The 26,556-nt window shown below is 36.8% G+C and carries 25 protein-coding genes and 2 pseudogenes; 5 read left to right on the top strand and 22 right to left on the bottom strand.

The genetic code is table 11. The annotated features are described in order from the left end of the window. Positions 1 to 12 precede the first annotated feature (12 nt). The 5 genes from WKU33_RS10915 to WKU33_RS10895 all read right to left on the bottom strand — a co-directional run bounded on the left by WKU33_RS10915 (position 13) and on the right by WKU33_RS10895 (position 3,303). Positions 13 to 333: a hypothetical protein gene (locus WKU33_RS10915; protein WP_156857351.1), complete on the bottom strand. Its 321-nt coding sequence runs from the start codon at positions 331 to 333 to the stop codon at positions 13 to 15. 175 nt (positions 334 to 508) lie between these two features. Next, positions 509 to 670 carry a hypothetical protein gene (locus tag WKU33_RS10910; RefSeq protein WP_229782730.1) on the bottom strand — a complete coding sequence of 54 codons (162 nt, stop codon included), beginning with the start codon at positions 668 to 670 and terminating at the stop codon, positions 509 to 511. Positions 671 to 758: 88 nt separating this feature from the next. Continuing rightward, entirely contained in the window at positions 759 to 1,286 is a 528-nt protein-coding gene (locus WKU33_RS10905) for a GNAT family N-acetyltransferase (protein ID WP_340454518.1), read from the bottom strand. 516 nt (positions 1,287 to 1,802) lie between these two features. After that, positions 1,803 to 2,318 carry a GNAT family N-acetyltransferase gene (locus WKU33_RS10900; protein WP_156857352.1) on the bottom strand — a complete coding sequence of 172 codons (516 nt, stop codon included), beginning with the start codon at positions 2,316 to 2,318 and terminating at the stop codon, positions 1,803 to 1,805. 4 nt (positions 2,319 to 2,322) lie between these two features. Next, entirely contained in the window at positions 2,323 to 3,303 is a 981-nt protein-coding gene (locus WKU33_RS10895; RefSeq protein WP_340454515.1) for a 2-hydroxyacid dehydrogenase, read from the bottom strand. 472 nt (positions 3,304 to 3,775) lie between these two features. Here WKU33_RS10895 and WKU33_RS10890 point away from each other — a divergent pair, with 472 nt between their 5' ends. Genes WKU33_RS10890 through tatA form a run of 3 tightly spaced genes read left to right on the top strand, consistent with a single transcriptional unit; the run spans position 3,776 to position 6,568 of the window. Further along, complete coding sequence (locus WKU33_RS10890) at positions 3,776 to 4,549, top strand: gluconate 2-dehydrogenase subunit 3 family protein (RefSeq protein WP_232334452.1); 774 nt, start codon at positions 3,776 to 3,778, stop codon at positions 4,547 to 4,549. Between the two features lie 27 nt (positions 4,550 to 4,576). Next, a complete protein-coding gene (locus WKU33_RS10885) occupies positions 4,577 to 6,325 on the top strand; it encodes a GMC family oxidoreductase (protein WP_340454513.1) in 1,749 nt (582 codons plus the stop codon). A 21-nt stretch (positions 6,326 to 6,346) separates the two neighbouring features. Next, positions 6,347 to 6,568, top strand: coding sequence for a twin-arginine translocase TatA/TatE family subunit (gene tatA, locus WKU33_RS10880; RefSeq protein WP_156857355.1), 222 nt, complete (start codon positions 6,347 to 6,349; stop codon positions 6,566 to 6,568). An 84-nt stretch (positions 6,569 to 6,652) separates the two neighbouring features. Here tatA and WKU33_RS10875 read toward each other — a convergent pair whose 3' ends face one another. The 7 genes from WKU33_RS10875 to WKU33_RS10845 all read right to left on the bottom strand — a co-directional run bounded on the left by WKU33_RS10875 (position 6,653) and on the right by WKU33_RS10845 (position 12,683). Continuing rightward, the gene (locus WKU33_RS10875; protein WP_340454510.1) at positions 6,653 to 7,219 is read right to left on the bottom strand and encodes an SCO family protein; all 567 of its coding nucleotides are present in this window, start codon (positions 7,217 to 7,219) and stop codon (positions 6,653 to 6,655) included. A 228-nt stretch (positions 7,220 to 7,447) separates the two neighbouring features. Beyond that, positions 7,448 to 7,978: a chromate transporter gene (locus WKU33_RS10870; protein ID WP_156857356.1), complete on the bottom strand. Its 531-nt coding sequence runs from the start codon at positions 7,976 to 7,978 to the stop codon at positions 7,448 to 7,450. Next, complete coding sequence (locus WKU33_RS10865; protein WP_340454507.1) at positions 7,975 to 8,511, bottom strand: chromate transporter; 537 nt, start codon at positions 8,509 to 8,511, stop codon at positions 7,975 to 7,977. Before WKU33_RS10865 ends, WKU33_RS10870 begins: the two co-directional genes overlap by 4 nt. Before the next feature lie 346 nt (positions 8,512 to 8,857). Continuing rightward, positions 8,858 to 9,559: a DUF998 domain-containing protein gene (locus WKU33_RS10860; protein WP_188858434.1), complete on the bottom strand. Its 702-nt coding sequence runs from the start codon at positions 9,557 to 9,559 to the stop codon at positions 8,858 to 8,860. 481 nt (positions 9,560 to 10,040) lie between these two features. After that, positions 10,041 to 10,481 (bottom strand): cell wall hydrolase, encoded by a 441-nt coding sequence (locus tag WKU33_RS10855; RefSeq protein ID WP_188858436.1) that lies wholly within the window; start codon positions 10,479 to 10,481, stop codon positions 10,041 to 10,043. Positions 10,482 to 10,741: 260 nt separating this feature from the next. Continuing rightward, the gene (locus WKU33_RS10850) at positions 10,742 to 11,989 is read right to left on the bottom strand and encodes a CynX/NimT family MFS transporter (RefSeq protein WP_156857360.1); all 1,248 of its coding nucleotides are present in this window, start codon (positions 11,987 to 11,989) and stop codon (positions 10,742 to 10,744) included. Between the two features lie 4 nt (positions 11,990 to 11,993). Then, positions 11,994 to 12,683: a FadR/GntR family transcriptional regulator gene (locus WKU33_RS10845; protein ID WP_340454504.1), complete on the bottom strand. Its 690-nt coding sequence runs from the start codon at positions 12,681 to 12,683 to the stop codon at positions 11,994 to 11,996. A gap of 625 nt (positions 12,684 to 13,308) precedes the next feature. Here WKU33_RS10845 and WKU33_RS10840 point away from each other — a divergent pair. Continuing rightward, positions 13,309 to 15,108 carry a cation:proton antiporter gene (locus tag WKU33_RS10840; RefSeq protein WP_340454502.1) on the top strand — a complete coding sequence of 600 codons (1,800 nt, stop codon included), beginning with the start codon at positions 13,309 to 13,311 and terminating at the stop codon, positions 15,106 to 15,108. Here WKU33_RS10840 and WKU33_RS10835 read toward each other — a convergent pair. After that, positions 15,100 to 15,594 (bottom strand): hypothetical protein, encoded by a 495-nt coding sequence (locus WKU33_RS10835; protein WP_340454501.1) that lies wholly within the window; start codon positions 15,592 to 15,594, stop codon positions 15,100 to 15,102. The two genes, WKU33_RS10840 and WKU33_RS10835, sit on opposite strands and share 9 nt — an antisense overlap. Positions 15,595 to 15,769: 175 nt before the next feature. Further along, entirely contained in the window at positions 15,770 to 16,297 is a 528-nt protein-coding gene (locus WKU33_RS10830) for a hypothetical protein (RefSeq protein ID WP_445321697.1), read from the bottom strand. Positions 16,298 to 16,485: 188 nt separating this feature from the next. On the opposite strand from WKU33_RS10830, the gene WKU33_RS10825 reads away from it, so the two are divergent. Further along, a complete protein-coding gene (locus WKU33_RS10825; RefSeq protein WP_445321698.1) occupies positions 16,486 to 17,382 on the top strand; it encodes a phosphatidate cytidylyltransferase in 897 nt (298 codons plus the stop codon). Positions 17,383 to 17,824: 442 nt separating this feature from the next. On the opposite strand, the gene WKU33_RS10820 is transcribed toward WKU33_RS10825, so the two are convergent. The 8 genes and pseudogenes from WKU33_RS10820 to tnpA all read right to left on the bottom strand — a co-directional run bounded on the left by WKU33_RS10820 (position 17,825) and on the right by tnpA (position 25,904). Continuing rightward, positions 17,825 to 19,111: an SWIM zinc finger family protein gene (locus WKU33_RS10820; protein ID WP_340454495.1), complete on the bottom strand. Its 1,287-nt coding sequence runs from the start codon at positions 19,109 to 19,111 to the stop codon at positions 17,825 to 17,827. 359 nt (positions 19,112 to 19,470) lie between these two features. Then, a complete protein-coding gene (locus tag WKU33_RS10815) occupies positions 19,471 to 19,596 on the bottom strand; it encodes a hypothetical protein (RefSeq protein ID WP_340454574.1) in 126 nt (41 codons plus the stop codon). 287 nt (positions 19,597 to 19,883) lie between these two features. Then, positions 19,884 to 20,060, bottom strand: a complete 177-nt coding sequence (locus WKU33_RS10810; RefSeq protein WP_340454493.1) for an aspartyl-phosphate phosphatase Spo0E family protein — start codon at positions 20,058 to 20,060, stop codon at positions 19,884 to 19,886. 1,439 nt (positions 20,061 to 21,499) lie between these two features. After that, positions 21,500 to 22,198, bottom strand: a complete 699-nt coding sequence (locus WKU33_RS10805) for a DUF2306 domain-containing protein (RefSeq protein ID WP_340454491.1) — start codon at positions 22,196 to 22,198, stop codon at positions 21,500 to 21,502. Between the two features lie 407 nt (positions 22,199 to 22,605). Then, positions 22,606 to 23,088 (bottom strand): hypothetical protein, encoded by a 483-nt coding sequence (locus WKU33_RS10800; RefSeq protein ID WP_336253524.1) that lies wholly within the window; start codon positions 23,086 to 23,088, stop codon positions 22,606 to 22,608. 244 nt (positions 23,089 to 23,332) lie between these two features. Continuing rightward, positions 23,333 to 24,118 (bottom strand): aminoglycoside nucleotidyltransferase ANT(9), encoded by a 786-nt coding sequence (ant(9), locus tag WKU33_RS10795; protein WP_336253523.1) that lies wholly within the window; start codon positions 24,116 to 24,118, stop codon positions 23,333 to 23,335. A 232-nt stretch (positions 24,119 to 24,350) separates the two neighbouring features. Then, a pseudogene (gene tnpB, locus WKU33_RS10790) lies at positions 24,351 to 25,492 on the bottom strand (IS200/IS605 family element RNA-guided endonuclease TnpB). Between the two features lie 16 nt (positions 25,493 to 25,508). Next, a pseudogene (gene tnpA, locus WKU33_RS10785) lies at positions 25,509 to 25,904 on the bottom strand (IS200/IS605 family transposase). Positions 25,905 to 26,556: the final 652 nt, after the last annotated feature.

Here is a 26,556-nt window from a genome sequence, read left to right as displayed (position 1 = left end):
ATACTATTAGCTTTAACAATCATGATTGTTTGTAGGCAGTTTCCCATTCGTAATCTTCCGTAATAATTTGTGCAACACACTTACACATAAATATAGCGTTATACAAATGACTACTAGAAAAATTATATATTTAAAAAACAAATTCGGCATTTTCCCTGCAACCCAATTTCCACCGTAATATATAATAAATCCCCCTATACAAGCAACAGCAAGATAGGTAAATCCCGTTCCTAGAATTTGAAATTTTGTAAGTTCCTTTAATTTAATTCTGTTTTTATAAATAATATAAGTGACTACCACGATGGATAACACCACAATTAAACTATCTTTCACACGATCCCTCCAGAACTCTGAGCACGATAATATGCATACTAAGCTAAATTATTATTTAGCTTTTGTTGTAAAATACTTTGTAGTTTTTTTCGGTATCTATTCCGAAAAAATTTCTTATCAATTTTCTTATCATTGAACTTTCCAATAACTTTACGGACATCCTTATCGTGAATAATTAATTGTTTATATTCCACTCTTGAAACCATTTAGATTTCTTTAAACGGTTTGTATTTTTTCCTATGTCTTCCTCATCAACTGAAAGTAAGGATGGTAAATAAAGTCCTAAGTTTAAAAATAAAATGAAGCCAAGCAATAGAGCATAGGATAAAAGTTTCACGGTTATCCCTCCTCGTTTCATTACGAATGTACGCCTGCGAAGTTTCACATATGCCTCGTTTGCTGAACGATTTAGAATCTGCTTCTCATTAGGAATTTATTTTCTCTATCACCTTGTCTACATCATCCCATACATATATCAACTCACTCAACGTTTTTCCGGCAAGTTTTATCTGTTTCGTTTCGACTAGCTTCGCACCATAATGTTCATAAAAATACCGGGTTTTATTTTCCTCTAATACTTCGACAAAGACTTTCTCAATGCCTAATCGTTTAAAATGCAAAAACAATTCATGAAGTAATTTCCTCCCTATCCCTTTACCCTGAAATTCTTCAAGCAAATAAATACAAGTTAAGTCACTTGAGTTCTTCACTATATTGCTTTCTCTTTTCCAAGCATCCGCAAAACCTATAATTTGTCCTTCGTTATTCTCTGCAACAACAATATAGTTGTCTACTCTTGCAAGATTTTCCTTCCATAATTCTGTTCGTTGCTCGTAGGAAAGGTTATTCAAGAATTCGTCTGGAATAATACCTTTATAAGTCGTTCTCCAACTGTCTACATGTACTTTTGCGATACTGGTTGCATCAACTGAGTTAGCTTTTCTTATTTTCATTTAAACACCCTCGTACTCAGGTTTTTTTAAGCATCCTTACTAGATAACAGTATACAAAATAGAGCTATTGCTTTACACAATAACTCTGTCTCAGAGAACTTCATTCGTTCTTATGATATACTAAACTCATCAATAAACTGAGCTTCACATGAGGGGTTATGGTAGCACTTGTCGCCTTGTCGATTCGTTTTCGGCGGGAGACTTCCCCAGTTGGGAGGTGTTGCCTATGGCTTTTGAAAGCGTGTTAGCGCTAATGATATCCTTTGGGATGTTAGTAGCGTTCATCATGTCCGAAAGCAATAAAAAATAATCCCTCATGCTCTGTAGCAGGAAAGTGAGGGATTATTTTCCCAAGCTACCTACCCCTCTTGATGGGGTTTCAGTTTATTGTGACCGTAGATGTTACAGCATCTGCGGTCTTTTTATTATATGTCTTTCTATATAAAGTATACCCTAATTACAGCATGAATATCAACTGTTTCACGAGTTTCTCTATTCTTTTCAGACATAAAAAAATTAATTCAATCCAAGATAATCCCGCTTGAAAATATTCATCAAGACAGCATTATGATAAATTCCATTAACAAAGTACGCTTCTTCCAACGTAGCAACATATTTATAGCCACATTTTTTATAAACATGCACGGCTTTTTCATTAACTTCATCCACATATAAAAATAATTTGTGTAGATTCAACACTTTAAATGCGTAATCAGATGCTAAATTTGTTGCTTTAGCTGCATAACCATTTCCTTGAGCAGCTGGATCAATCATAATCGCATATTCAGCATGACGATGGATAAAATCAATATCAAATAATTGAACAAGACCAAGTGCTTGTTCACCATTTGTTAAAATAAAGCTGCGCGTATTGCTATCTTGCTGCTCTTTTTCAAATATTTCCTTTAGCCTAGACTTTGAATAATAAGCTTCTTCAAACCAATAGGACATAATTGCGGGATCATTCACTAACTTGTGTAGAAAATTAATATCATCTTCTTCATATGCTCTTAATCTTAGTTGCTCTGCCATTTTCTTACTCCTTCTTCCATACCTCTGGATTTACAAGATTTTCTGGTTTTTCACCGTTCAATCCTGCTCTTAAATTTTCAGCTGCTAATGCTGCCATTTTATTTTCTGTTTCAGCCGTAGCCGATCCAATATGCGGTAATGTCACGACATTTTTCATTTTTAATAACTCGTTATCTGGATTTACTGGTTCTTGTACGTATACATCTAGCCCCGCGGCTGCTATCTCTTTATTTTTCAGTGCTTCGATCAAATCTGCTTCCACAACCGTACTTCCCCGGGATACATTAATAAAAATTGCGGATCGCTTCATTAATTGAAATTCTTTTTTGCCAATCATCCCCCTTGTTTCATCTGTTAGAGGGGTAATAAGGCATATGTAATCAGAATTCCTAAGCAGACTTTCGGGATTCATGTATGTTGCATTAAACCGTTCCTCCGCATCTGGTTTCGGCGTGCGGCTATGATACAGTATATCCATATTAAACCCTAAATGAGCTCGTTGTGCAATAGCTTTACCAATCCGGCCCATCCCGATTATTCCGAGCTTTTTATGATGAACATCTGCGCCGAATAATTCTGTGGTAACAGCTTCTTTCCATTTTCCTTGTTTTACATATTGGTCGAGTTCGGGCATTCTTCTCGCGGTTGAAAGCATTAAGCCCATTGCTATATCAGCTACAGTGTCTGTTAATACATCTGGCGTGTTCGTTCCCATGATGTTCCGCTTTGTTAATTCTTCGGTATCTAAATTATTGTAACCGACAGACACGTTACTAATAATTTTTAAATTTGGTGCTTTATCAAGGATGTCACTCTGGCCAGGAAAACCCAGCCCAATAACCCCCTCTGCCTCTTGGAGGAATGATAAGAATTCAGGATTATCATGCGCATCACGTTCTTTAAATATTCGTACATCAAATTCTTCTTGTAATGCGCTAAGTACTGGTTCTTCAATTCGATCATAAACGATTACCTTTTTCTTCATATGCATTCACCCTCCCTTTTTACAACTGAAAATAAAAATCTGATTGAACAGGTGTATTTCTTATGCAGAAATACACCTGTTCTTCTACTTTTTCTATTTACTTCACTTACTTTCTTATCTAATTTTATACCATCCTTCTTGATTTGCAAGGAATGAAGTGGAAGTGGGGTTATAAAGTGAAACTCATTCAGTGGAGGTAAGACCGTTAATACGTGATAAAATAAATAAAATAATACTTCATAATTCATTTAAAAAATTTGGTTTAAAACGCTAGATTGCGGGTAGACTGATAACTAAGTAAATAGGACCATTTTTTATTCTAATCTTCCACACATTCCACTTGAAGGATTACCCAAATATAAGCAAGTCTTTAGTTTCATTTAGATTGTAGACATTAAAGTTAGAAAAGCGTATAATATTCAACTGTACTGCTTTTTTTAGTACATATATCTAATTTTAAGGAGGGACTATCTTGGCTAATGAAAACTCTAATAATAAAAAAACAATGAACCGCCGGATATTCATGAAAAATGCTGGGATATTTACTGGTGGTGTTGTAGGTGGATCTATCCTTGGGGGAATACTAACGAATCCGTTTCTAAAGGAGGAGTCAGAAACACCGCAAACTACAACAGAATCAGCAAGCGATTTCCAAGAAGCGCGCATGTTTTTTGATCGCTTTGAGGACTTTGTAATTCTGCGAGCAGCAGTAGAGCGTATCTACCCGGAAGATGACAATGGCCCAGGTGCGGTCGCGTTAGGCGTACCATATTTCATTGACAAGCAATTAGCAGGCTCATGGGGAACGAACGCGAAAGAGTATATGCAAAATCCATTTAAGGTCAATGGTGATACTGATGATGATGAAGTGATGCGTTATGAAACACCTCTAAACAGAGGTCAAATCATTATCGAAGGCCTAAGAAAATTGGATGTAGTAAGTGAAGATAAGTTCGATGATAAATTCAGTAACCTTGATGGCGAGCAACAAGACGAGATATTACAACTATTTGATAATGGAGAGGTTGAACTGACTGGTGTAGGTTCACAACATTTCTTTAGTTTACTCCGAAAAATGACAATCGAAGGTGTATTTGCGGATCCTCTCTATGGCGGAAATAAAAACATGGATGGCTGGAGAATGGTAGATTATCCAGGTCCACGTCCAGGCTTCATCGATATTATCGAGGAAGAAGAATTTGTCAAAATGGAACCAATGGGATTGAACGATTACCAACAATCATAAGTTTAAACACAACAGGAGGAAGATTTCATGGCAATAAAACTGGATAAAGTAGACGTAGTTGTAGTTGGTACAGGTTGGTCAGGTGGTATTGTATCCGCCGAGCTTGCCAAAGCTGGCTATAAAGTCGTTGGACTAGAACGAGGAAAAGAAAAAACAGTCAACGATTATCTTGGAAGTAAAGATGAACTCAGATTTACACAGCGTTATGATATGATGCAAGATTTATCAAAAGAAACCATTACTTCTCGTAGTGAAATGGATGAAGAAGCCCAGCCAGTCCGAACACAAGCTGAAATGATGGTTGGTAACGATGTAGGTGGAGGTAGTGCGCACTGGGCAGGCTGTACGTTCCGTAATAATCCATTTGACTTTGAAGTGTATACGAAAACCGTTGAGAAATTCGGTAAAGACAAAATACCAGAAGGAATGACTTTGCAAGACTGGGGCATCACTTATGATGAATTTGAAAAGTACTATGACCGGTTTGAAAAAACAGCAGGAACATCAGGAGAAGAGGATCCACTCGGACCACCCCGTTCGAACCCTTATCCAAACCCGCCACTTAAAAGTTCACCGGCAATCAATTTATTTAAAGAGGCAGCAGAGAATCTCGGGTACCATCCATATATGATTCCTGCAGGTAACATGAGTGAAGCTTATGAAAACCCAGATGGGGAAAAACTGAGCCAGTGCCAATTTTGTTCCTACTGCTCTCACTTCGGGTGTGATTTCGGGGCAAAATCGGATCCTGTTGTTACCGTTATTCCAACAGCACAAAAAACAGGTAACTACGAGCTTCGTCCTCATTCCTATGCCCGTCGTGTGCTACATAATGGTAAAAAGGCTACTGGGATCATGTATGTAGATATGAAAACAGGACTTGAATACGAACAGCCCGCGGATGTAGTTGTTTTAGGTGGATTTACCTTTACAAATACACGCTTACTACTACTTTCCGAAATCGGCAAGCCTTATAATCCAAAAAAACGAGAAGGTGTAATTGGAAGAAACTTTGTCGGCCAATTTAATAATACTTTCCTCGGTGTTCGGGGCTTTTTCAATGACAAGAAATTCAATATGTATGGTGGAGCAGGGGCTCTTGGCGCAACATTAAGAGACTTTACAGTAGAGCATATTGACCCTGAGGGTAAAAACTTCATACATGGTGGACACCCGGAAATTAGACAGTATGGATTGGGTCCAATCCAAAGTCTAGCCGTACCAAGTGATACTCCTAGCTGGGGTGCAGAATTCAAGGACAACTCTATCAAATATGCAAACAGTATGCTGCATGTTTGGTTTGTACCAGGAGTTATGCCATGGTGGCACAATTATACAGACTTAGATCCGACCTATAAAGATGCATTTGGTGATCCGTTACTACGTGTTACAAATAAATTAACAGATCAAGATATTAATATTGCGAAGTACGGTATCGAAGTAACTAGAAAGATCATGGAAGAAATGGGCGCAGATATCATCGATGAAGATGAAGTTCCGGAAGAGTTCGACCATATCTACAGCGGTGGACATTATGCTGGCGGAGTAGCAATGGGTGCCGATCCAGAAACATCTGCTGTTAATAATTACTTGCAAATGTGGGATATGGAAAACCTATTTGTCACAGGTGGATCTGCATTTCCGCACTTTTCCGATTATCACCCGACCGGAACAATCGGAGCTTTAGCTTATCGTGCCGCTGAAGGTGTAGAGAAATACCTCAAAAACGGAGGATTACTCGCTGAAAAGAAAACAAACACACACAAAATGGCATAGACGAAAAGTAGGTGAATTGCTATGGGGATAGCTAATATTGGAATTCCAGGTTTAATTCTTATTGTACTTCTAGCTTTGATTATTTTCGGTCCAAAAAAACTACCTGAAATCGGCAAGGCGGCCGGAGAAACACTCTCGGAGTTTAAAAATTCGGCTAATGAATTAGTTAGTGGGGACGAAAAGAAAGACGAAGCTACGGATAATGTAGAAGAACCGGGAGAAGTGTCTGATAAACAATCTTAAGTACTTGCATTAAAAAACACCTTCGAAATGGTATACTCCATTCGAAGGTGTTTTTCACAGTTTAAGATCAATTGACGTTCCCTTCTATAATACCGTCTTTAAATCGTTAACAAGTAGATCAAGTTCCGCATCGCTCATGCCATCATATTTTTTTACAATGTTCCCGTCAGGATCAATCAAGTAAAAGTAAATTCCATGTGCCCTTTGTCCCACTACTCCTTCTTCCAACACAGTTTTAAACGTATTCTCTGATATTTCTTGAATCGTTTCAAAATCATAGCCTGTTAAAAAGCTCCACGTTTCTAAATCTGCATCATACCCTTCGGCATATTCTTTCAATACCTCCGGGGTATCGTGTGCTGGATCAACACTAAACGAGACAAATTGTGGGCTCAGGCCATCCTCTTTCAATTTCTGTTGGACGGCCGCCATGTTAGCTGTTGTTCTTGGACAAACTATTCGACAATTCGTATACATGAAATTTGCTACCCACCACTCATCTTGAAGATCGTTCAAGTTTAATACTTCCTCATCTTGTGTTATAAATTCAAAATCAACCATCGGTTCAGACATATTTGTTTCTATCTTGTCTCCGCAAGCTGCCAGGAAAACAAGTAATACAAAAAGCAATAAAAATTTCTTGATTTTCATCCTTACCCTTCTTTCGCCAGTTCTATATATCAATGGTTTCTTAGCTAAAATTAGTTTTCGTTGTCCCTAGGATTTTTAAAACTTAGCTCTGAATACTTCCTATTCAATCGTAACAAACTTCGCATATCTTTACGAATTTAATTGAAACAGAAAAAAGTAAAAGACGAGAGAGAAAATGTTAATCTCACGTCTTTTGCCAGAAATTCTAACAACTTCTCTTATAAATTATTACCCAATTAACACTGCTCCATAAATAAGTGCTCCTAAAACAACTAACACAGGACTAATCCTAAATCGCTCAAGCGCAAAAAAACTTAAGACAGCAATAATAACAGTATGATAGATCCCCGATGTCTCATAAGCATTCATGAAAAAGTTAAAGGTCATTACACCTAACAAAACAGCAATTGTCGGGCGAATATATTGTGTCAACCGCTTTACTTTCGGGGAGTCTTTAAATTTTAACAACAAACCAAGCAATGCAATCATTAAAATCATCGAGGGTGCGACAGCTGCAAAGACACCAATAAAAGATCCTAACACACCACCCATTTCAAATCCGATGTAGCCTGAAAGCTTAGTCGCAATAGGACCTGGTAAACCATTCCCTAATGCCACCATTTCACTAAATTCGCTCACCGTAAACCATTCATATTTATGAACCACTTCATGTTCCAATAATGGTATGGTCGCTGGACCCCCACCATATCCTAATATATTCGCGATAAAGTTTGCTTTAAAAATTTCCCAGTATATCAATTCCCATCAACTCGCCTTTCTTTTTTTTCTCTGGAAAGCAATGCGGAAATAATGAGAATCAATATTAAAATGGCCGGATGAATACCGAGCATTTGCATGACGACTAAACTGATAATCGTTAGCATCACAGTCGGCAACCACCCCATCAGTTTCTTGGAAAGCCTGAGAAAATCCCAGGCCAACACACCAATCATCACACCGGCAACAGGAATAACACCTTTGGCCATTCCTTGTACCCATGGACGGTCCTTATAAGTATTTAAAACCATTAACAATAAGATCATTAAAACTAATGTCGGTAAAATTGTCGCAAGGAGTGCATTCAACATTCCGCGCCACCGATCGATCTTCCAGCCGATATACCCGGCAATTTTCGTATTAATGGGGCCTGGCAATGTATTGGCAAGTGCTAATACATCTGCAAATTCTTCATCTGTCATCCATTCAAATTTCGTAACCACTTCCCTTTGCATCAGTGGAATGGCCGACAATCCACCACCATATCCGAGCATGCCTGCCCGAAAAAAAGCCATAAAAAGATCCCTCTGCCTCACCAAAGTTACCACTATCCTTCTACCTTTTTTAACTTTTCAAGCCATCTAAACATAAAGCCACTCACAAGCATCCGTAGCGAACCATATAACTGAAAATATCACAAATACTTCCTATATGATCGTAACAAATATTGAACATTTTTACGAATAGATGGAGGTTCTAATTTCTAATTACACAGGTGCGAAAGGATAAAATAACAGGGATAATTTTAGCCAGGTTATCCTTCAGGGTGGCAGCTGGAGGACTTTTTTGCGGCAGAAAGTTAATTCATTTACAAGAGAGTGCTGATATGCCTAGCTTTAACACTTAATCCGGATTTTTAATTTATTCCTTTTTCCAAAGTACTATTCCAGTTACAGTCATCCATAACCAGACGGAACCATAGAGAAATCTTTGCAACAGCCCGCCCGGTAGATCATTAAATAGGGGCTGAAAGAATATCAGGATAAGACTGACGGTTGACAGAAACACACAGAAGAAGGTCCATTTTGATAATGTCGGCATAACCGTTTTGATTGCAACCCCGATTAAAATCAAAGCAGGTATTTGAACAAACATTCCCGGTAATGAAGCAAATGTATGAATCAGAAAATTTAAGTCGGCGGGAAAAATACCTGAGATCGCATAACTAAGCCCGAATATGACGAGTAAGACTGTTGCTGCTCTTATACCTCGTTTATTTGGCCAACATTGCTGCAAGAAAATAGCACCGGCAAATGTAACAATTCCGGTAAGCGTAAAAGTCCAATTCATTAACGAATGATAAGGGGAACAAATTTCATAAGTTGCAAGTTCATATGTCCCTGTTCCACAAGAAGTGACACCTAGATCACTCATCGGCTGTCTCAACAAATTATACGGTGCTTCAGCAGCTCGGATAACAATGTATTCCATAAAGAAATATGCACTTAATGATACCCAGGATACCATGCCGATTCTTTTTGTAATTTCATGATACTTTCGTAACAAAAGAGCTGCACTTAAACCGATAACAGTCAACAATCCCATGAATACATATGAAATCATGTTTCATCTCCTTAACATTTGCTTCTTTGTTGAGACGATTATACTGCTTTATTCAGGAGTCGAGAAGCAAAATTTAATTTAATCTTCATCAGCGCTAATTCCAATCCAGAGACAATGCGAAGAAATTCTATTTTTACTTGCACACACGTTATAGCCTCCTTGCTTTCATACTATTACAGATGATTTTTCCTCTTGCTAAAATGAAGAGGAAAACAGCGCTATCCCCTTAGCTCACCTTGGAGTGCCGCTATGGAAATTTCCATTAAAATAGGGAACTCCCTCAACCGAAAGTTCCCCTCGTTATTTCATGGAATAAAAGTACATCAAAACAAAGTTGGCTGCGTTTTGGTATGCTTAGTTTCAAGTTGAATTTTTCCACATGGTTATAGTGAATGAATATTATTGGCTACCAGTACCTTTTTCTTAAAAATTGTGTGTTGGTACTAAACAGCAACAAACTTCAATCAAAGCCCGCAAACTCCTAACCCATATAAACACTATCACATGTTCCAGCCTCTGGTTCATAAAAACAATGCAGTTTGAATTGACCAGTAAAAGGCTGACCGTACCATGTTGGTGGACACGGACCAAATGGATTAAAGTACCACAGAGCAAATTGCGCGGGATGATCCCTCCATGATTCCAAATTCCGTCTTGCTAATCTTTTTTCTTTTTCCCTCGCCCTTTGATAAAATACATTGCCTTTTTGAACCGCTTCAAAAGAGAAATTTCCCCCTTGTACTTGAAATATGACATCTTCAATCGTTCTCAAATCACTAAAATCTAAACAATCTGCTACAGCACGGTTAACAATTACGTTTCCGACATATAGCATTCCTTGAACACCTTCACCTTCAGCTTCTGCTCTCATCATCCTTGCCATTAAATCAACGTCCGCTTCCCGGTAAGCTACTCTCGCCATTTCTTCACCTCCAGGATATAGTATGAAGGAGTATGTATATTATGTTTCTTTTTTAGAAATAAAAGTGTCCAGCATTAATTGAAGGGATTCTTAGGAAAGTGTTTTTTACCTTCTTAAGAATCCCTCTATATTTTCTTTTATTAAAGGAACAATATCATTTTTCATTAATAAAGTGATACTTCATTCAGTGGGGGATCCTTACAAGCTCTCTTTGTCCGGCATATCTGATGACTCCAAACATAGGAGCGAGCACCATTTCTTTATTGCTTTACAACTGCTTTAGCTGGGTATAGTTCTATCCCGTCTGTAACTTGTCCTTCTCTCCCTGATGCGATGCCAACAATTAGTAAAACAACAGATAGGAGAATAAGTAAGAAAAGGGGGATTGTCCATCCGCCAGTTATATCTTGCAACGCACCAACTAATACAGGGCCAACTGCCGCTAAAAGATAACCGAAAGACTGCGCCATCCCTGATAATTCTGCTGCTTCTTTTCCATCTTTTGTTCTTAGTGTAAAAAACATCATTGACAAACTAAAAGCACTTCCGCCAGCAATTCCGAGAAGAATGACCCATACTGGAACAAGTGCAGGGCTTCCTTGCAGTAACCCTGCAAAACCAATCATAAATAGTAAAGCTGTTGCCACACTTAAACCAACTTGATTCTTCATTTTCTCTGCAATAACAGGAATAATAAAAGTAAAAGGGATAAGAGCAAACTGCATAAGAAATACCATCCATCCGGCACTGTTTAAATTATAACCGTTTGAATGCAATATATCCGGCAACCATGTGATTAATGTATAGAAAGTTAACGATTGCCCACCCATAAATATTGTAATCTTCCATGCGAGCGGAGAACGCCATAGATTGCTTTTTTCTTTCTTCTCTGTTTTTATATTCGTTTTCTGATTCCGTCGCTTGCTGAGCTGCGGTAGCCAAATTAACAAGGATACTATTGTCAAGACTCCCCATACCCCAAGCGCACCTTGCCATCCTAAGTTACCGATTGAAGCAATGGGAACACTAAGACCGGAACCGAGTGCGCCGAAAATGTTCATGAATATAGCATATATACCAGTCATCAGACCTATTTTAAGCGGAAAATTCATCTTCACAATTCCCGGAATGAGCACATTTCCAATTGCAATAGCTAGCCCTATGAAAAGTGTACCAGTAAATAAAAATCCGATTCCTGAAAGTGATCGAATTACAATACCAATTATGAGTACGACGAGTGATAACATAATTGTCCATTCCATACCGATACGATTTGCTATTTTCGGAGCAAATGGAGATATAAGTGCAAATGCAAGTAACGGTAATGTCGTAATAAACCCAGCGAGGGCATTACTTATAGCAAGGTCATCTCGTATAAAGGAAATAAGCGCTCCAACAGAAGTTAAAGGAACCCTTAAATTGGCGCCAACTAAAATCACGCCAATTAGTAACAACCAACTATTTTTTGTACTATTGTTTAAGGTAGATGATATTCCATCATTATTCATTTAGTTAATCCTCCATCAATTTCATTATATTCTCTCTCAGTATTTTCATATAATCTTCCATATATGACGCTGCTTCCACCTTATCCTGGTCACGGATAGCCCTAAATAACTCAAGATGAAGTTCTTCTTCATACTTAAAAGGAGCGTCCATCGCCATTAAATCCTGAACAAAAGAATATACAACTTCCACCATCGGTTCGTATAAATCAATCAGTAACTGATTAGCTGAGGCCTGTACAATCGTCTGATGAAAGCGAATGTCTGAGGCAATAAATTGTTCATAGTCACCATTTTCAGCTGCCTCCCGACTAGATTGAATACATGCTTCAAGTGTTGATAAATCGGTTGCGTTTCTATGTTCAGCAGCCAATTGTGCCGCTTGTTTTTCTAATGCCAAGCGCACATCAAGTGTTTCGAGTAAAGCAGATCTTTTTATGTAGCGTTTCAACGTTGCACCAAGAGGATTGGCAGAGCGAACAATCGTCCCACTACCTTGTTTCGTTTCAAGTAACCCAGCATGAACGAGGGCACGGATTGCTTCCCTAAGTGTATTACGACTAACATCAAACAAATTCATCAGTTCCATCTCAGGTGGAATCTTTTCCCCAACTGTCCAATGTCCAGACTCAATTAATTGCTCTATTTGTGAAGCAACCTGTTCAACTAAATACATGCGGTTCGTTTTATGAATCATAGTATTCTCCTTTTAAAAGTTGTAGGATGATTGGCATATTGTATATGTTAACATGTGGGAGTGCCTTGTCAATAGAATCGATTCAGCTTCACCTGAGTCGTTTATGGAAAGTGAAGAAATGAATGGCAAAAATAATTCATCATCAATTGTTTCTGATATTTGAGCAATATGTTGATTTTGAAACATACTTTTTTCTTGAACTGGGAAGAGGAACAATGATAAGCAAAGACATGGAAAGGGTATTCGAATGAACTTAAAAGAAAAGCAGTTGAATTTTTATCTAAATGGTGAAGGTAATTGGAGAACAACTTGTAAGAGTTTTATATCTTATCCCTATCTGTTTTAGATAGGTGGATAAACCTATACTAGTGGAGAGAAGACAAAATCAAATAGTAAGGAAAAGGTATCCCCGTCCCAACTACTTTTTGAATTACTCGTCAAAGCTTGAAGTAAAAGGAAGCAATTAATTGATACTTATATCTTGCATCTTAATTGAGCAACATAGTTATGATGTGCTAATTTATTTTGAACCTCTCAAATTTAAAATTTTGCACTGGATATAGAAGCGTGCGAAATTTATATGCTTTATGTCTTAACCTAAATCTAAAGAATCGGAGAATGATATATGGGAAATATTGTTTTAATTAGTATCACAGTTATCATTGTCGTTGGTATTTCCTCACAATGGCTAGCTTGGAGGATTCAATGGCCATCCATTGTCATCATGTCAATTGCCGGTTTATTGCTGGGACCTGTATTTGGCCTGTTTAATCCACAAGAAGCTTTGGGAAGCCTGTACAGTCCATTGATCTCGCTTTCGGTCGCGATCATTTTATTTGAAGGCAGCTCAAGTCTTGATATTCGGGAAATCAAAGGCGTATCCAAATCCGTCTTTCGGATTGTCACAATAGGTGCATTCATCGCCTGGATCGGCGGAGCAATTGCTGCACATTTTATAGCCGGCTTGAGTCTTGAAATTTCATTCATAATCGGTGGTCTATTTATCGTAACAGGGCCAACTGTTATTCTTCCTTTGCTAAGAAACGCAAAGTTAAAACCGCGTACGGCAGCGGTACTTAAATGGGAAGGTATTATTGTAGATCCCTTTGGTCCGCTACTTGCACTATTTGCTTATGAAATCATCAAAGTATTAACGACTGATAGCCTGCACGCAAATTATATATTGAATTTCCTTTTGAGTGCAGTTATTGCTATTATTCTCGGTTATGTAATCGGAATGATTGTTAGTTTTATGATTTACAAAGGATTATTCCCGGAATATTTAAAGTCCCCTATCATCATTTCCTTTGTACTGCTCTGTTTCACCTTGGCGGAAGTTGTGATGCATGAAACAGGAATGCTCGCTGTAACGGTAATGGGATTAACGATAGGTCGTACGAAACATTATATATCATCGATTGGGCAAGACGTGAGCCATTTTGTGGAAAATATTTCTGTTTTATTAACGTCAACCATTTTTATTTTACTTACCGCTTCTTTAACACGTGAAACAATTGCTGAAATGTTTACATGGCCAATTATCGGGTTCGTTCTTGTGATGTTATTTGTCGTACGCCCTTTATCCATCTGGCTTTCCACTGCCGGCACAGAGCTTTCCAATGCTGAAAAAGTCCTGATTGGCTGGATAGCGCCACGAGGAATTGTCGCACTATCTGTTTCCGGATATTTTGCGACCATTCTCTTGAATGATGGTTATGAAGGTGCTGCAATGCTTACAGCCCTAACCTTTGCACTTGTATTTATTACGGTTTGCGCACATGGTTTTTCCCTCAGACCAATTGCTAAGGCTCTTGGGCTCGCTAACGACGCTGCACCCGGTATTCTTTTAGTTGGGGCCAATAGTTTTTCAATTGCACTCGCGGATTATTTACAGAAGATAAATATACCTGTGTTAATTAGTGATTCTTCGGCCACATTGCTTCAACCTGCCGTGAAAAAGAAAATTCCTGTTTACCACGGTCAAATTCTTGCAGAGCACAGCGAATACGAGGTAGACCTGACACCATATGAAACCATCCTTTGCTTAACTGGAGATGCTGCATTTAATGTGCTAGTCAGCCAAACCTATGCACCAAAATTCGGACATAATCACACCTTTACGCTTACCAGCGAGAGCTATAAGCAGCAGGATTCGAAAAAAATTCCTTTTGCAGGGAAGGCTAACCTTTTATTTCGTGAAGATGCTGTATTCACTGAACTAAATAAGAAAATCAATACGGGATATAAAATACAAGCATTGCCAATGAACCACCAAGATAAAATAGATTTAGATTTGCTTCCTGAGGACGCTATTCCGCTGTTAATCAGAAAGAAGAATACCATTCAGCTAATTACGCTTAGAAGCGAAATAATGCTTGATGAAGGAGATCAACTCGTCGTTTTACAAAAAGGTAAGTCAGAATAACAGAAAACCACCACTTATTCTTCTTTTATAGAACAAGTGGTGGTTTCCTAATTCATTGCCCTCTACTTTCTTTGCAGAGGTGATTATTTTATAATCCCGTCCGTTGTATAGTAAACCATCGCCTTTAAATTGAACAATCTTTAAACGGTTGTCATGTTTGATGAAAATACTTTTATATTCTGAATGCCCTTTTTCATCTTCAAATAAAATGATACGGTTTCCTTTGTTATCCGTTTCAACAACGCCTTGATAAGCATCTAAATCAATATACTCTGCTTTCGTATCAAACTCTGGAAACTCTTCCAAATCACCATTATTCATTACTGTATCATTTGTATATTCAGCATCAGAATCATCTTCAACGTTTTCTTCAGGGTCAACGATAGATACATCTTGATCCTGTTGTTCAAGTTCATCCGTGTTGTTACTTGAACAACCTGCTACTAATATAATACCAAGAAGATTATCTTTAACAGACAAATGCATGGTTATTGGATGCTTTAATCGATTTGCGGATACCTGTTATACGGAAAAATCATTTACAGACGATACCAAAAGCTGGCAAAAGAATCTGCCAGCCTTTTAAAAACTTAAACTCTTACTGTTTTTTTACAATAACATACAAAATAATCTCCACCGGGAACTACAACGGTGCGTATGACTAACATTTCCCATAGTTTGGCTCAAGATAGTTTGCTAATTTCCCTTCATACAATAATTCTAAACGGTCACTTTTCCTAAAATCTTCTGGGGTGACCATCGTTGAAAGTTTATTCCAAAGGTGGATCCCAGAACGATCCAGAATATCTGCTACAAACTGCGAACAAAAGTAGGAATTACTGAATTCAATTGGTTCCTTTAGAGAAACCCCTATGACACCAAGAATATTATAATGAAACTTGTTATGATTTTTGATAAACACGTCCAATATCCGCTTCATTTTTTCCTTCTCACGTTCAGACACCTCTAATCGATATATGACACAAGTAGTTTCTGGATATCTGCTGTACGTGCCAGTATGAATGTCCTCTTTCACAAAACCGCCATTTAATGGGTTTTTTGGATTTCTGCGACCAAAACTGTACATCGCTTTTAACTCCTCGTCAAAAGCAAGCGATACATGATTATAGGGAGCTTTTGTATAAGCTTTTATCATCGTTGTAAATAAGGTTCCTGTATCAGATAACATGATGTAAACATATTGTTTTTCTTCCAAATCATTCACCTAAATTCTAAATCAAATAAGTTATTTTGACATCAACAACATAATGAACAAAATCTCACTTCACCTTTATATTATAACGTATTTGCAGTACAATGAATAAATGATATTTTACGAGCTATTGAGGTGATATTACCGTGCAGAATACAGTCTGGCTGCTATTAATTGTTTTTTCCATTATTGCATTAGCAACAATTAGTTTTTTTATCGTGAAAAAGTTGCAGCCTGAAAAAGATTTCTCTGTTATTCAATACCGTGTTAACACATGGTGGGGAATGTTTGTTATCTTTTGTTTTGCTACATTATTCAACACAACTGTTTCATTGATTGCAGTTATGATTCTATCAGCAGTTACCTTGAAAGAATACTTCTCGATGATAAAAACGAGAAAATCTGACAGACGAATATTCTTATGGTCCTATCTAATGATTCCACTGCATTTTTATTGGATTTATATCGGTTGGTATGGCATGTTTATTGTATTCATCCCTATATATGTCTTCTTATTTTTGCCACTTCCGAGAATTATTGGCAAAGGTACGGTCGGTTTTCTGAAGTCTGTCAGCTTTACCCAATGGGGACTTATGTTAATGGTATTCGGTTTAAGTCATATTGCTTACTTTCCAATTGCAACTCCAGTATACGGCGGTAATTTAGTGTTGTATCTGATTACTTTGACACAGCTTAATGATGTCATCCAATACCTAGCTACTATGTATATCGGCAAACGAAAAATTGTTCCCACTGCAAATGCCTATATCTCATGGGAAGGGTTCATCGCAGGCTTAATCATAACTACTTGTATCTCTTATTTGATTTTTCCATACTTGACTCCGCTGACACCTATATTTGGTATTTTTTCAGGTGTACTCATTAGTGTTGCAGGCTTTATTGGAAGTTTAACGTTTTCTGTATTAAAAAGAGATTTGCTGATAGATGATCAGGAGAAATGGGAGAAATTAAAAGGTCGTTATTTGAGCCGTATTGATAGTCTTACTTATACAGCTCCAATATTTTTCCATGTGATTCGGTATTTTTTCGATTTTATGTAGAATATAATGCGGCAAAAGGAAATAGAATCGAGGGGCAGCGCCAGATATGTATCTGCCCTTTTTCACTAAGTTGGCAGTTTGCTTTATCTATGCTTTAATCATTTAATATGGAAATGCTGTTTAACTGGATACAACTTGAATTAATCTTGTAAGCTCGGAAAAATCCATTTTCTCAAAAGGAGCGTTAAAGGCTTATTGCATGAACGAATTCCAATCTAGTTTATTCGAATGATTAAAGCACCTCTTATTGCACGAACAAACTAAAATCTTGCTCATTCGAGAGATAAAAACCACTTAATTGCACGAACGAACTCTAAGTTTTGCTTATTCGAGGGATTAAAACTATTTAAAGCCTGGTCGGTATTCTCCATTTCTTAATAAAATCATAAAGCGAATCCAAGTGAAAATGAACAATAATATGCCAAACGAAAATAACAAGATGCTAATCGTGATTAACGTACTTTCCTCGAACCAAAAACACGGTTTCATTGAAAATATCCATATCGCCCCTTTGATATTCCAGCATTAAAGACCATAACTCTCTTTCATAACCCTGATTGTTTCCCGTCTGCTTATAGATATTTTTTAACTCCAAACTATAATTTCTTACAAGTCCGGGTGAATCTCTATCGACTTTTTTCCCCTCTTCAAGCAGGTAAATTGCTTTATCGTACGCTTTTCTATTCATATGACGTTCAATGAGGTATTTCCTAACTGGACTAAATTCTTGATGCCTTTCACAATATGCATCAATTGCGGAGTCTGCTGCATTTTGTTCTTCCATAATAGCTATATGTCTGATCGCCCATTTTCCAGCAGCATATCCTATTGACCAGGAATCTTCTTCTTGTTTAAATTTACGCACCTGTTCATCAGTAAATGCAAGCTTCTCTGCAAGAAATGCTTCTTCATTAAAATTTTCAAACAGCGTCTCCTCTAGATATTCTTCCATATAATCAATAACAGATCCGTTTAAATGCTCCATAAACCATTGGAACATCTTTTTCTTTAACAGCTCACCACTATGAGCCAATATGTCTTGCCAAATTCCCATACACGCATCGGCAAGCATGCCAATTTCACCATCTGAATCATCGATATCCAGGTTACCTAGTTTGATAAATATGTCATTCGTTAATTCAAATGCTTCTTGGTATAGTTCATTCTCCACCATCCCGGTTATTTCTTCGTCAAGAAATTCTTCCAATTCAGTGGCAAACTGACCCGCATTATAATAATCAATAAACCCGTGTAATCCTGCATGTTTATTAAAAATCTTGTTTATCTGTTTTTTATATCGCTTCATATCTTCTGAGGAGAGTTCACACTTTAAAATACTCTTGAAACGATTTAAAAGCTTTTCGTCACTTGATAGAATACTTGTTAAAAAGTCACGGACTACTGCCTCATCTGCTTCTTTCACCAGATTGGCAAGACTTTTCTCATCCTTCTTCGCTTGTTCCTCGTTAATCGGTTCTGTATCATCTGCACAAAATAATACAGTCGCCATATGTTTGCAGTGATTTCCATCAAAAGCATATGGACAATCACATTTCATGTTCGTAATCTCTCCATCTTTCAACTTTATTTTCACATCGTATACACGACTTCCATATACAGACGCTTCTATAAAGTCTTCACGAATATCTATATTCTTTACAAACCCACTGTGATAGTAGTCTATCCCTCTGTGTAGTTTTTGTCCTGAAAATGCTTGATACCAATTCATACGTTTCACTTCCCCTCTTGTCACTTGTTCTTAGGAAAATAACAAACTCTAATAATTGCTTTGTATCGGAATTATATCACGTTGGTTTTTGACGGTTATAAACTCCAGCATAGAGGGTGTTATCGGCTGCATATGTAAATCTCCTTAAGACATGCCCTTTTGCGGAAAATCGAACCTAACGTTTCCCTTTGATCTCCAACTTACACGAAAAAGAGGGTTAGTACTACTTGATAAGCTAATCCTCTTTTTGACGTTTTGATGAATGCAGTTCTAATTTATCTAAATCAATAACGAACTTATACTCTTTTAAAATATCTAATCCGAGCAATGCACTATGCCCTGCAGGCAACATTCCTACATCATACTTGAACGTCTTTTACAGTGAATGAACCTATCTGTAATTTTTTTATATTTTTTGTTTGAAATACAACGTTACCACCAATTTCATCATAAATTATGTCACCGCTTTCATATTTTACTCCAATTTGTTTTAGGATACCTGGTGAAATAACAGTGTGGGATAATCCGGTGTCGACAACGACCTCATCTTTTTCAGTTTAAATCATGAGTTTCTTTTGATTGCAGATAATGTAAGAGTTATAGCCTTGAATACAAATTCCCCGATAACTTTGACATTTAATTACCTTAACACGTTTTCAGAAACAGGATGAAGCTTGCCTTGACAACGTTTACAAATAATTAAGTAAAAGTATTGAATGATATATATATGCCTAAAAAAATCAGTTACATGAATCCAGAATAGCCAATAATATTACATGAGTCTTTTATGTTTCTTTTGTGTCAATCTCATATATTCGTTAATCAACTTATCCAATTCTTGACTAATCTGAATGGTTAACGGATTATTCATACCCTTTTCTTCACTGATCCTAATCATTTTTATTTTTAAAACTTCAATTTTTTTACTTAATTCCGTTTTTGATCCCAAAGCTTTTTTAACTCCTGTTCCTGATCTAGAATAAACACACAAATTATAGACTATTATTGTTCGTCACTTATTGCAATGAATATGACCTAAAAGATTTTATGATTACATCCGTCCGATTGACCCGGGTGTGGATCTTTTTGGTCCGATGCGAAGAGGATTTTTTGTAATTAATTCAACTTTCGCAGCTGAAACAGTAAACTACCCTCTGTTATAATTAGTGAAACCAGCAATTCATTATAGTTATGGACACGATCCCAAGACTTCAATTGAGTGATTAGAGAGTTAATGACTCGTTTGAAGGTGATTCCAGATCATTCGAGTGAATAGCGGGGCTCTAATCGATCGGATGAAGCAGATTCCAGTCTGTTCGAGTGAATAGAAAGGTTCTAATCGATCGAATGAAGCTGACTCCAGTTCATTCGAGTGAATAGTGAGGCTCTAATCGATCGAATGAAGCTGACTCCAGTCCGTTCGGGTAAATAGAGGACTCTCATTCCCGTTTGAACAAGATCCTAGTTCACTTGGGCTGAAAAATCTTAACAACTTCTGAAAACACTCACTTACCTTGCTTGAATTCGCTACTGAAACTGTCCGTTTATTATATTGAGCTAGTCAACTTTACTATTTAAAGTCTTCTCGGTACAGTGATGTAGAGCAATTTTATGAAGCTTATCAGTGCGAAAGTTGAATAATTAAGTATCGTGAAATTTTAAAGCTTTATACGCAGGAAGTCAAAGTGGGTAGCATCAAACAGTGGTCAAAATGGACAAAAAATCTATTGTTATGTCTTCAGGGGAAAAATAATTACTCCATAAAAAGGGATTTAATTAAAGTTATATCTATGTGTGTTGTAGGCTCACTTCTTGTAATGGCAATTCCTTTTTTCTTTAGGATTTTAGTTGAGAATTGTTCAATAATCGGAGGCGATTGTGGAAAAAAGGGCATTTGTATTAAGTCAGCTGTATAAGTGATGCCCTTTTATTGTCTAACCTTTTCATCTCTTTTCTACATTATCACATTATTTTCCGATTACTTTATTTTTTTAATAGAAAAAAAGTAAAAAATACCACCAACCATCCAAAACGGTTCCCAAAAAGTAGTCTCCACAATACTGCATATAATTCTAAATCAAAATCCAATATATGAAACAGACTTAATGTGATAGTGGTGAAATTAAGGAAGCCATAAAAGAACAAGATAATCCCCATTATTTTAGTCACATAAAAGAGTATGCTGCTTATTATTGGCTTCTTCCATTGAAGAAGTAGCAATGACAATAATAGCAAACTAAATAACTTCATTAAACCCGTGAGCCATAAAATGATGACAATTTATCCCTTATTGTTAAATAGAGTCTTGAAAAATTGTACCGATCGATTTTTATAGAAGAATAACTAGCTTCAATACATTAATTATTAGGGAATATTATTTTCAGATGATTAAGATGCAGAACGTTTTCCGTCTATTTTATTTGTATAGTAGGTAGTGAATCCAATAATAAGCGGAACAAAAACAAGGATAGGGATCACCCACACAACCAGACTTACGGATTCAATCTGAAGGAGTCTCGGCGCACCAAATACAGTAAATGCAGTAACGGTAGCGATACAGCATGATAGCATACCTATAATATGTTCTACTATCCAATGCGATCTTCTAGTCGGAGCTGACAACCAGTATTGTAGTTGAGCTCCTCCCAAAAACACACCTACAATAGGGAAAAACTTTAATAATGGAAAATCAATTTTCCAGCCATATATGCTAATCGCAATACCAGAGACAAGTAATAGCGCCGGCAGCAATGGATCAATCACTTTTCTATGTGCGATTCTGCGTGTTTTATAACGAAGGACTCGTAAGCCATACCACACCGCCCCACCACTTAAAATAGCAATGAAAATAAGAAACCAAGAAAATGGAACTTCCTCTGCATTAAATGATGAATCCCACGCAAGACGATAAATTCCCATATATAACGCTGAAACGGATACAATGCTCATAGCAACCACATATACCCAGCCACTGCGTCGATGAATCTTACTACCTTTTCTCGTAGCGATTGGAATCCAAAACACGAATAAAGCCAAGAATCCCCCGATAATATGAGACCACCGAGCAGCTATAAAAATAAATTCCACCAGTCTCTCCCCCTTGCACCATAGTTTTTTCAAATCTAAACGGTTTCAATTTGTGATAAGAACTTTCCCCCATTTTGTAGATGTTCTTCATTTTCTTTAATGAAATCTTATTCAGAACGAAGATGCAGTATCATTTTAAAAAATTCATGCTCTCCAGAATTGCTTTATTTGTTTTAGTGTATCATAATCTATGCCAGAAATATGTTAGGTTTATAATAATTTTTCCAATAGAAAGATAAAATCACGAAATCGTTCACTTTCTACTTACTCCGATTGGTCTCTCACCAACTTGCTGGGCGCGCATAAAAAAAGACTGCCATCTAAGGCAATCTTTTTAAACTAATATGGTTATCAATCTTCAAGGATAATTGTAAATTCATTAACCTCTACTGTCTTTAAAGAGATGATTATTTTATAATCTCGTTGTATAGTAAACCATCATTATTAAATTCAACAATCTTTAAACGGTTATCATGTTTGATGAAAATACTTTTGTATTCTGAATGCCCATTTTCATCTTCAAATAAAATAATACGGTTTCCTTTGTTATCCGTTTCAACAACGCCTTGATACTTATCTAAGTCAATATGCTCTGCTATTATGTCAAACTCTGGATATGTTTCCAAATCACCATTATTTGCTACTGTATCGCTTGTATCCCGATCGTCAGAATTGTCCTCTTGGTTTTCTATATCTTCAGTAGCACCGTCGGAGTTTTCATCGTTTTCTTCATCTTCAGTAACACCGTCGACCTCATCTTCAAGGTTTTCGTCAGAGTCAACGATTTCATTAGATTCTTCCTGTTCCTGCGGTTCAAGTTCATCAGTATCGTTACTTGAACAACCGGCTACTAATATAATACCAAGAAGAATGGCAAGTCCTTTCTTCAAAAAATCCCTTCTTTCCTAACTGTTTTACTACGCACTTTAAAAGCACAAGTATTACCATACATTATTCAAGAAGAAATGACAACAAAAAAGTTTTCATAAAAAGAGGACTTTGCTTCTTTCGTTTGGATGATATGTATTTAATTCTTTTGTTCACTTCATATAAGAAATGATAATCTTGTTTATTGGGTTTATCTTAAAACAATCGCATCCAATTGCTAAAGACCTTAATTTTGCAAGAAATTGCTCAGCTATTGAAATGAGACTCTATTTTTTCCCTTATATGATTGACTAACGGCATGACTTCAGCTTCCATTCCATCCCAATTATCATTATACTCTCCAAGGTAAGCTTTTCTAGCGATATCGATCACTTTCGCCTGCTGCTTTGGTAATCTAGGGATTGCCCATTGTGCAGCTACGTCTTTTGGAGAAATTATACTTTCAGACATAGTGTGCCACATGCGAGCAAGAGTTAATAGCACATTACGTTCGTCACCTTTCATACCATCAATTAACTCTGGTAAAGTCTCCTTTATTGCCTTTTGAATATCTGTTATCGGAATGGGATCAAGTATCGTTGACAGCTCAGGTCCAAATAGTGAAATGCTATACTCCCGCGCCTGTGCTAAAACTATAGCTAGGTCAGGATCAAACGTTGGCTTCGGAATTTGACCCTTTTCAAACTCGGATCTAAGCCATTCACCATAGACTAATTCATTCCTCGGTGGATATTGTCGGGGTACGTTATCTTTTTCATTAATAACGATGAATTCAAGGTAGCGCATCCCCTCTTCATTTCCTATTTTTCCTGAAATCGTCATTAACCGTTCTGTCAGTTTTTTTCGAGTAGTTTTAGATAATCGCTGATTTACGACAGCAAGAACATCGACATCACTATTGATACGCAAGCCACCGTTTACTGACGAGCCATAAAGGTAAACACCGATTAATTTGCTTCCGAGTACATTCTTTGCAATTCTTAATGCGTTCCATGCTTCCTTTGGTATTTGTTCATTAGTCATATTGCTCATCGGCTACATACTCCCCTATTCAAATCCTACTAAAAGTCCACATACATTACTCCATAATTCTGGCCCGATTAGTGAACTACTCACCACTTAGCTAAACCTAACGGTTCTTAACGCTTGAGGTGGGAGCTTCTTGAGAAAAGAGCATACTTGATTGTTGATGGCATACACCAAAATCAGCGGTTTCTCTTATTTATCAAGCTATCCCCGGAGTTCCTACGGTTCTTGATTGTATCTAAGCTAATACTTGTATTCGTATACCTTCTATCAGAATGTTTTTACTAGCATTGATGTCTCTATCATGGCATGTATGACAATTAGGACATGTCCAATCTCGGATATGGAGTGGTTTCTTACCGTCCTTATGTCCACATTCTGAACAGATTTGACTAGACGGAAACCATTTGTCTACTTTGATAATTTCACGTCCGTACCAGTTAGCCTTGTACTGTAATTTCGTCACAAAGCTAGACCAAGAGACATCGGAAATACTTTTCGCTAGTTTACGATTACGCAACATACCTTTTGTGTTTAAGTCTTCAATACAGATAGTATCGTGATTTTTGATAATTTCTGTACTTAACTTATTCAGAAAATCAGTACGTTGGTTCTTTACTTTTTCGTGCAATCGTGCAACTTTGCGTCTCTGTTTTTGATAATTTTTAGCTTCAAAAAGCGAGATGCCATTCTTTTTAGCAATCAACGCACGTCTTGATAACTTACGCTGTTCACGTTTGAGTTTCTTTTTCATTTTGGAAGTGAATTTATTGTTATCAATCTTTTGCCCATCAGAAAGAATCGCAAAATCTGTAATTCCAAGGTCAATCCCAATAGCCGAATTGACTTTAGGTAATTCCGTAATTTCTTCTTTACACAACAAAGAAACATAATATTTACCACTTGAATGGCGAGATATTGTTGCTGATTTGATAATCCCTTTCGGTTGTCTATGAAGCTTTATTCGGATAGGTAATTTTAGCTTAGGTAACTTAAGAAATTTATTTTCAATCAGTGATATGGTGCCGTTTTGGTTATTTGTTGTGTAGCTTTGAACGGGGTTCTTTTTACTCTTGAATCTAGGGAATCCAACAGATTTATCCCGAAAAAATTTTTATATGCCGCATCTAAATGGAGTTGAGCATTCGCTAAAGCAAGACTATCCACTTCTTTCAAAAATGGGAACTCTTTTTTGTATCTTGCAGGTGTTGGAAAATTCATTTTTTTAGAAGCGTCATTTTTAGTTTCTTCGTAAGCTTTCATTCGGTCAACAAGCATTAAGTTATAAACCTTACGAACACAACCAAAAGACTTAGCAAAGAAAACTCCTTGTTCCTTTGTTGGGTATATTCTGAATTTATAAGCTTTTAGTCGTTCCATAAAGTTCACCTACTTTCTATTTGTGGTTGTTTCCTTGATTCTGAATATACTTTTTGATGACATCAATTGGTGCACCGCCAGTTGTCAAAAGGCAGAAGTTTTTAGACCTAAAAATTTCTTTCCAAAGGGACTGCTTTACTCTGGGAAAATTACGCTTTATCAAACGAGAACTAGCGCTTTTATACGTATTGATAAATATTTTGTAAGTTCTGTTTTCGGCTGAGCTTTGAACATGGTCTTCATCATGATTCCACTCAACTAAGGTGATATGATAAGACTCTGAAATTCGCTCAAAAGTGGATTTAGCATAATCAGATATTTCATTATCAATCACTCACCTACGATATTTCGTTACTAAAACAAGTTGGTAATAAAGAAAAGATACTGAATGGTTATTTGTATCTAATTCCATTGTTATATCAACTCATCTCTTATATAAACTGACCATAACATAGAACAAAATAAAAAGGAATTATTCCTTATCTGTCGGTCTTCATCACCCACCTATAGAGGATAGGCGACTTCTCCCTGAATTAAGTTAAAATATTGATTTTCTTAAATTGTCCAAAGACTATGGTTAAAAATACCACGTTTAAAATCAAGGACGCAATTAAACCCCAGTTCATATTCTAAAACCTCCTGTCTTACTTTAAATTTTAACATACATCTATATTAATTTTTATTCCACACGATAATCCGGATACCAAAAAATCAATCCCTACCTAATTTTATTTTGGTAAATCTAAAAAAACGAAATTACGGACTGTTGGAATACGTAAAAAATCAGTGTTTGTTCACAAATTATTGAACCAGTTCAATAGAATTATAGGTGCTTAGATGATACATTTTATAGAGATTGCTATATATGTAAGGGTTCATAACAACATTTATTCAACCGTTGAGCCAGTTAATTGAATAAGGTTATTGGACTTAGAAGGATTAAGTGTAAGCGTTGTGTTATTATAAAATATAGTTTAAAAAGAAATTAATGAGGTGAAAAGGATGGTCAGAAGGAGACGTATAGCCTCCTAAAATAGATGTAATGTTAATTTTAGGAGGCTATC

The organism is Oceanobacillus sp. HCA-5259 (assembly GCF_037892815.1).
GTDB classification, from domain to species: Bacteria; Bacillota; Bacilli; order Bacillales; family Amphibacillaceae; genus Oceanobacillus; species Oceanobacillus indicireducens.
Note: the sequence above shows the minus strand (reverse complement) of the source record. Positions and strands in the feature narration are given on the sequence as shown.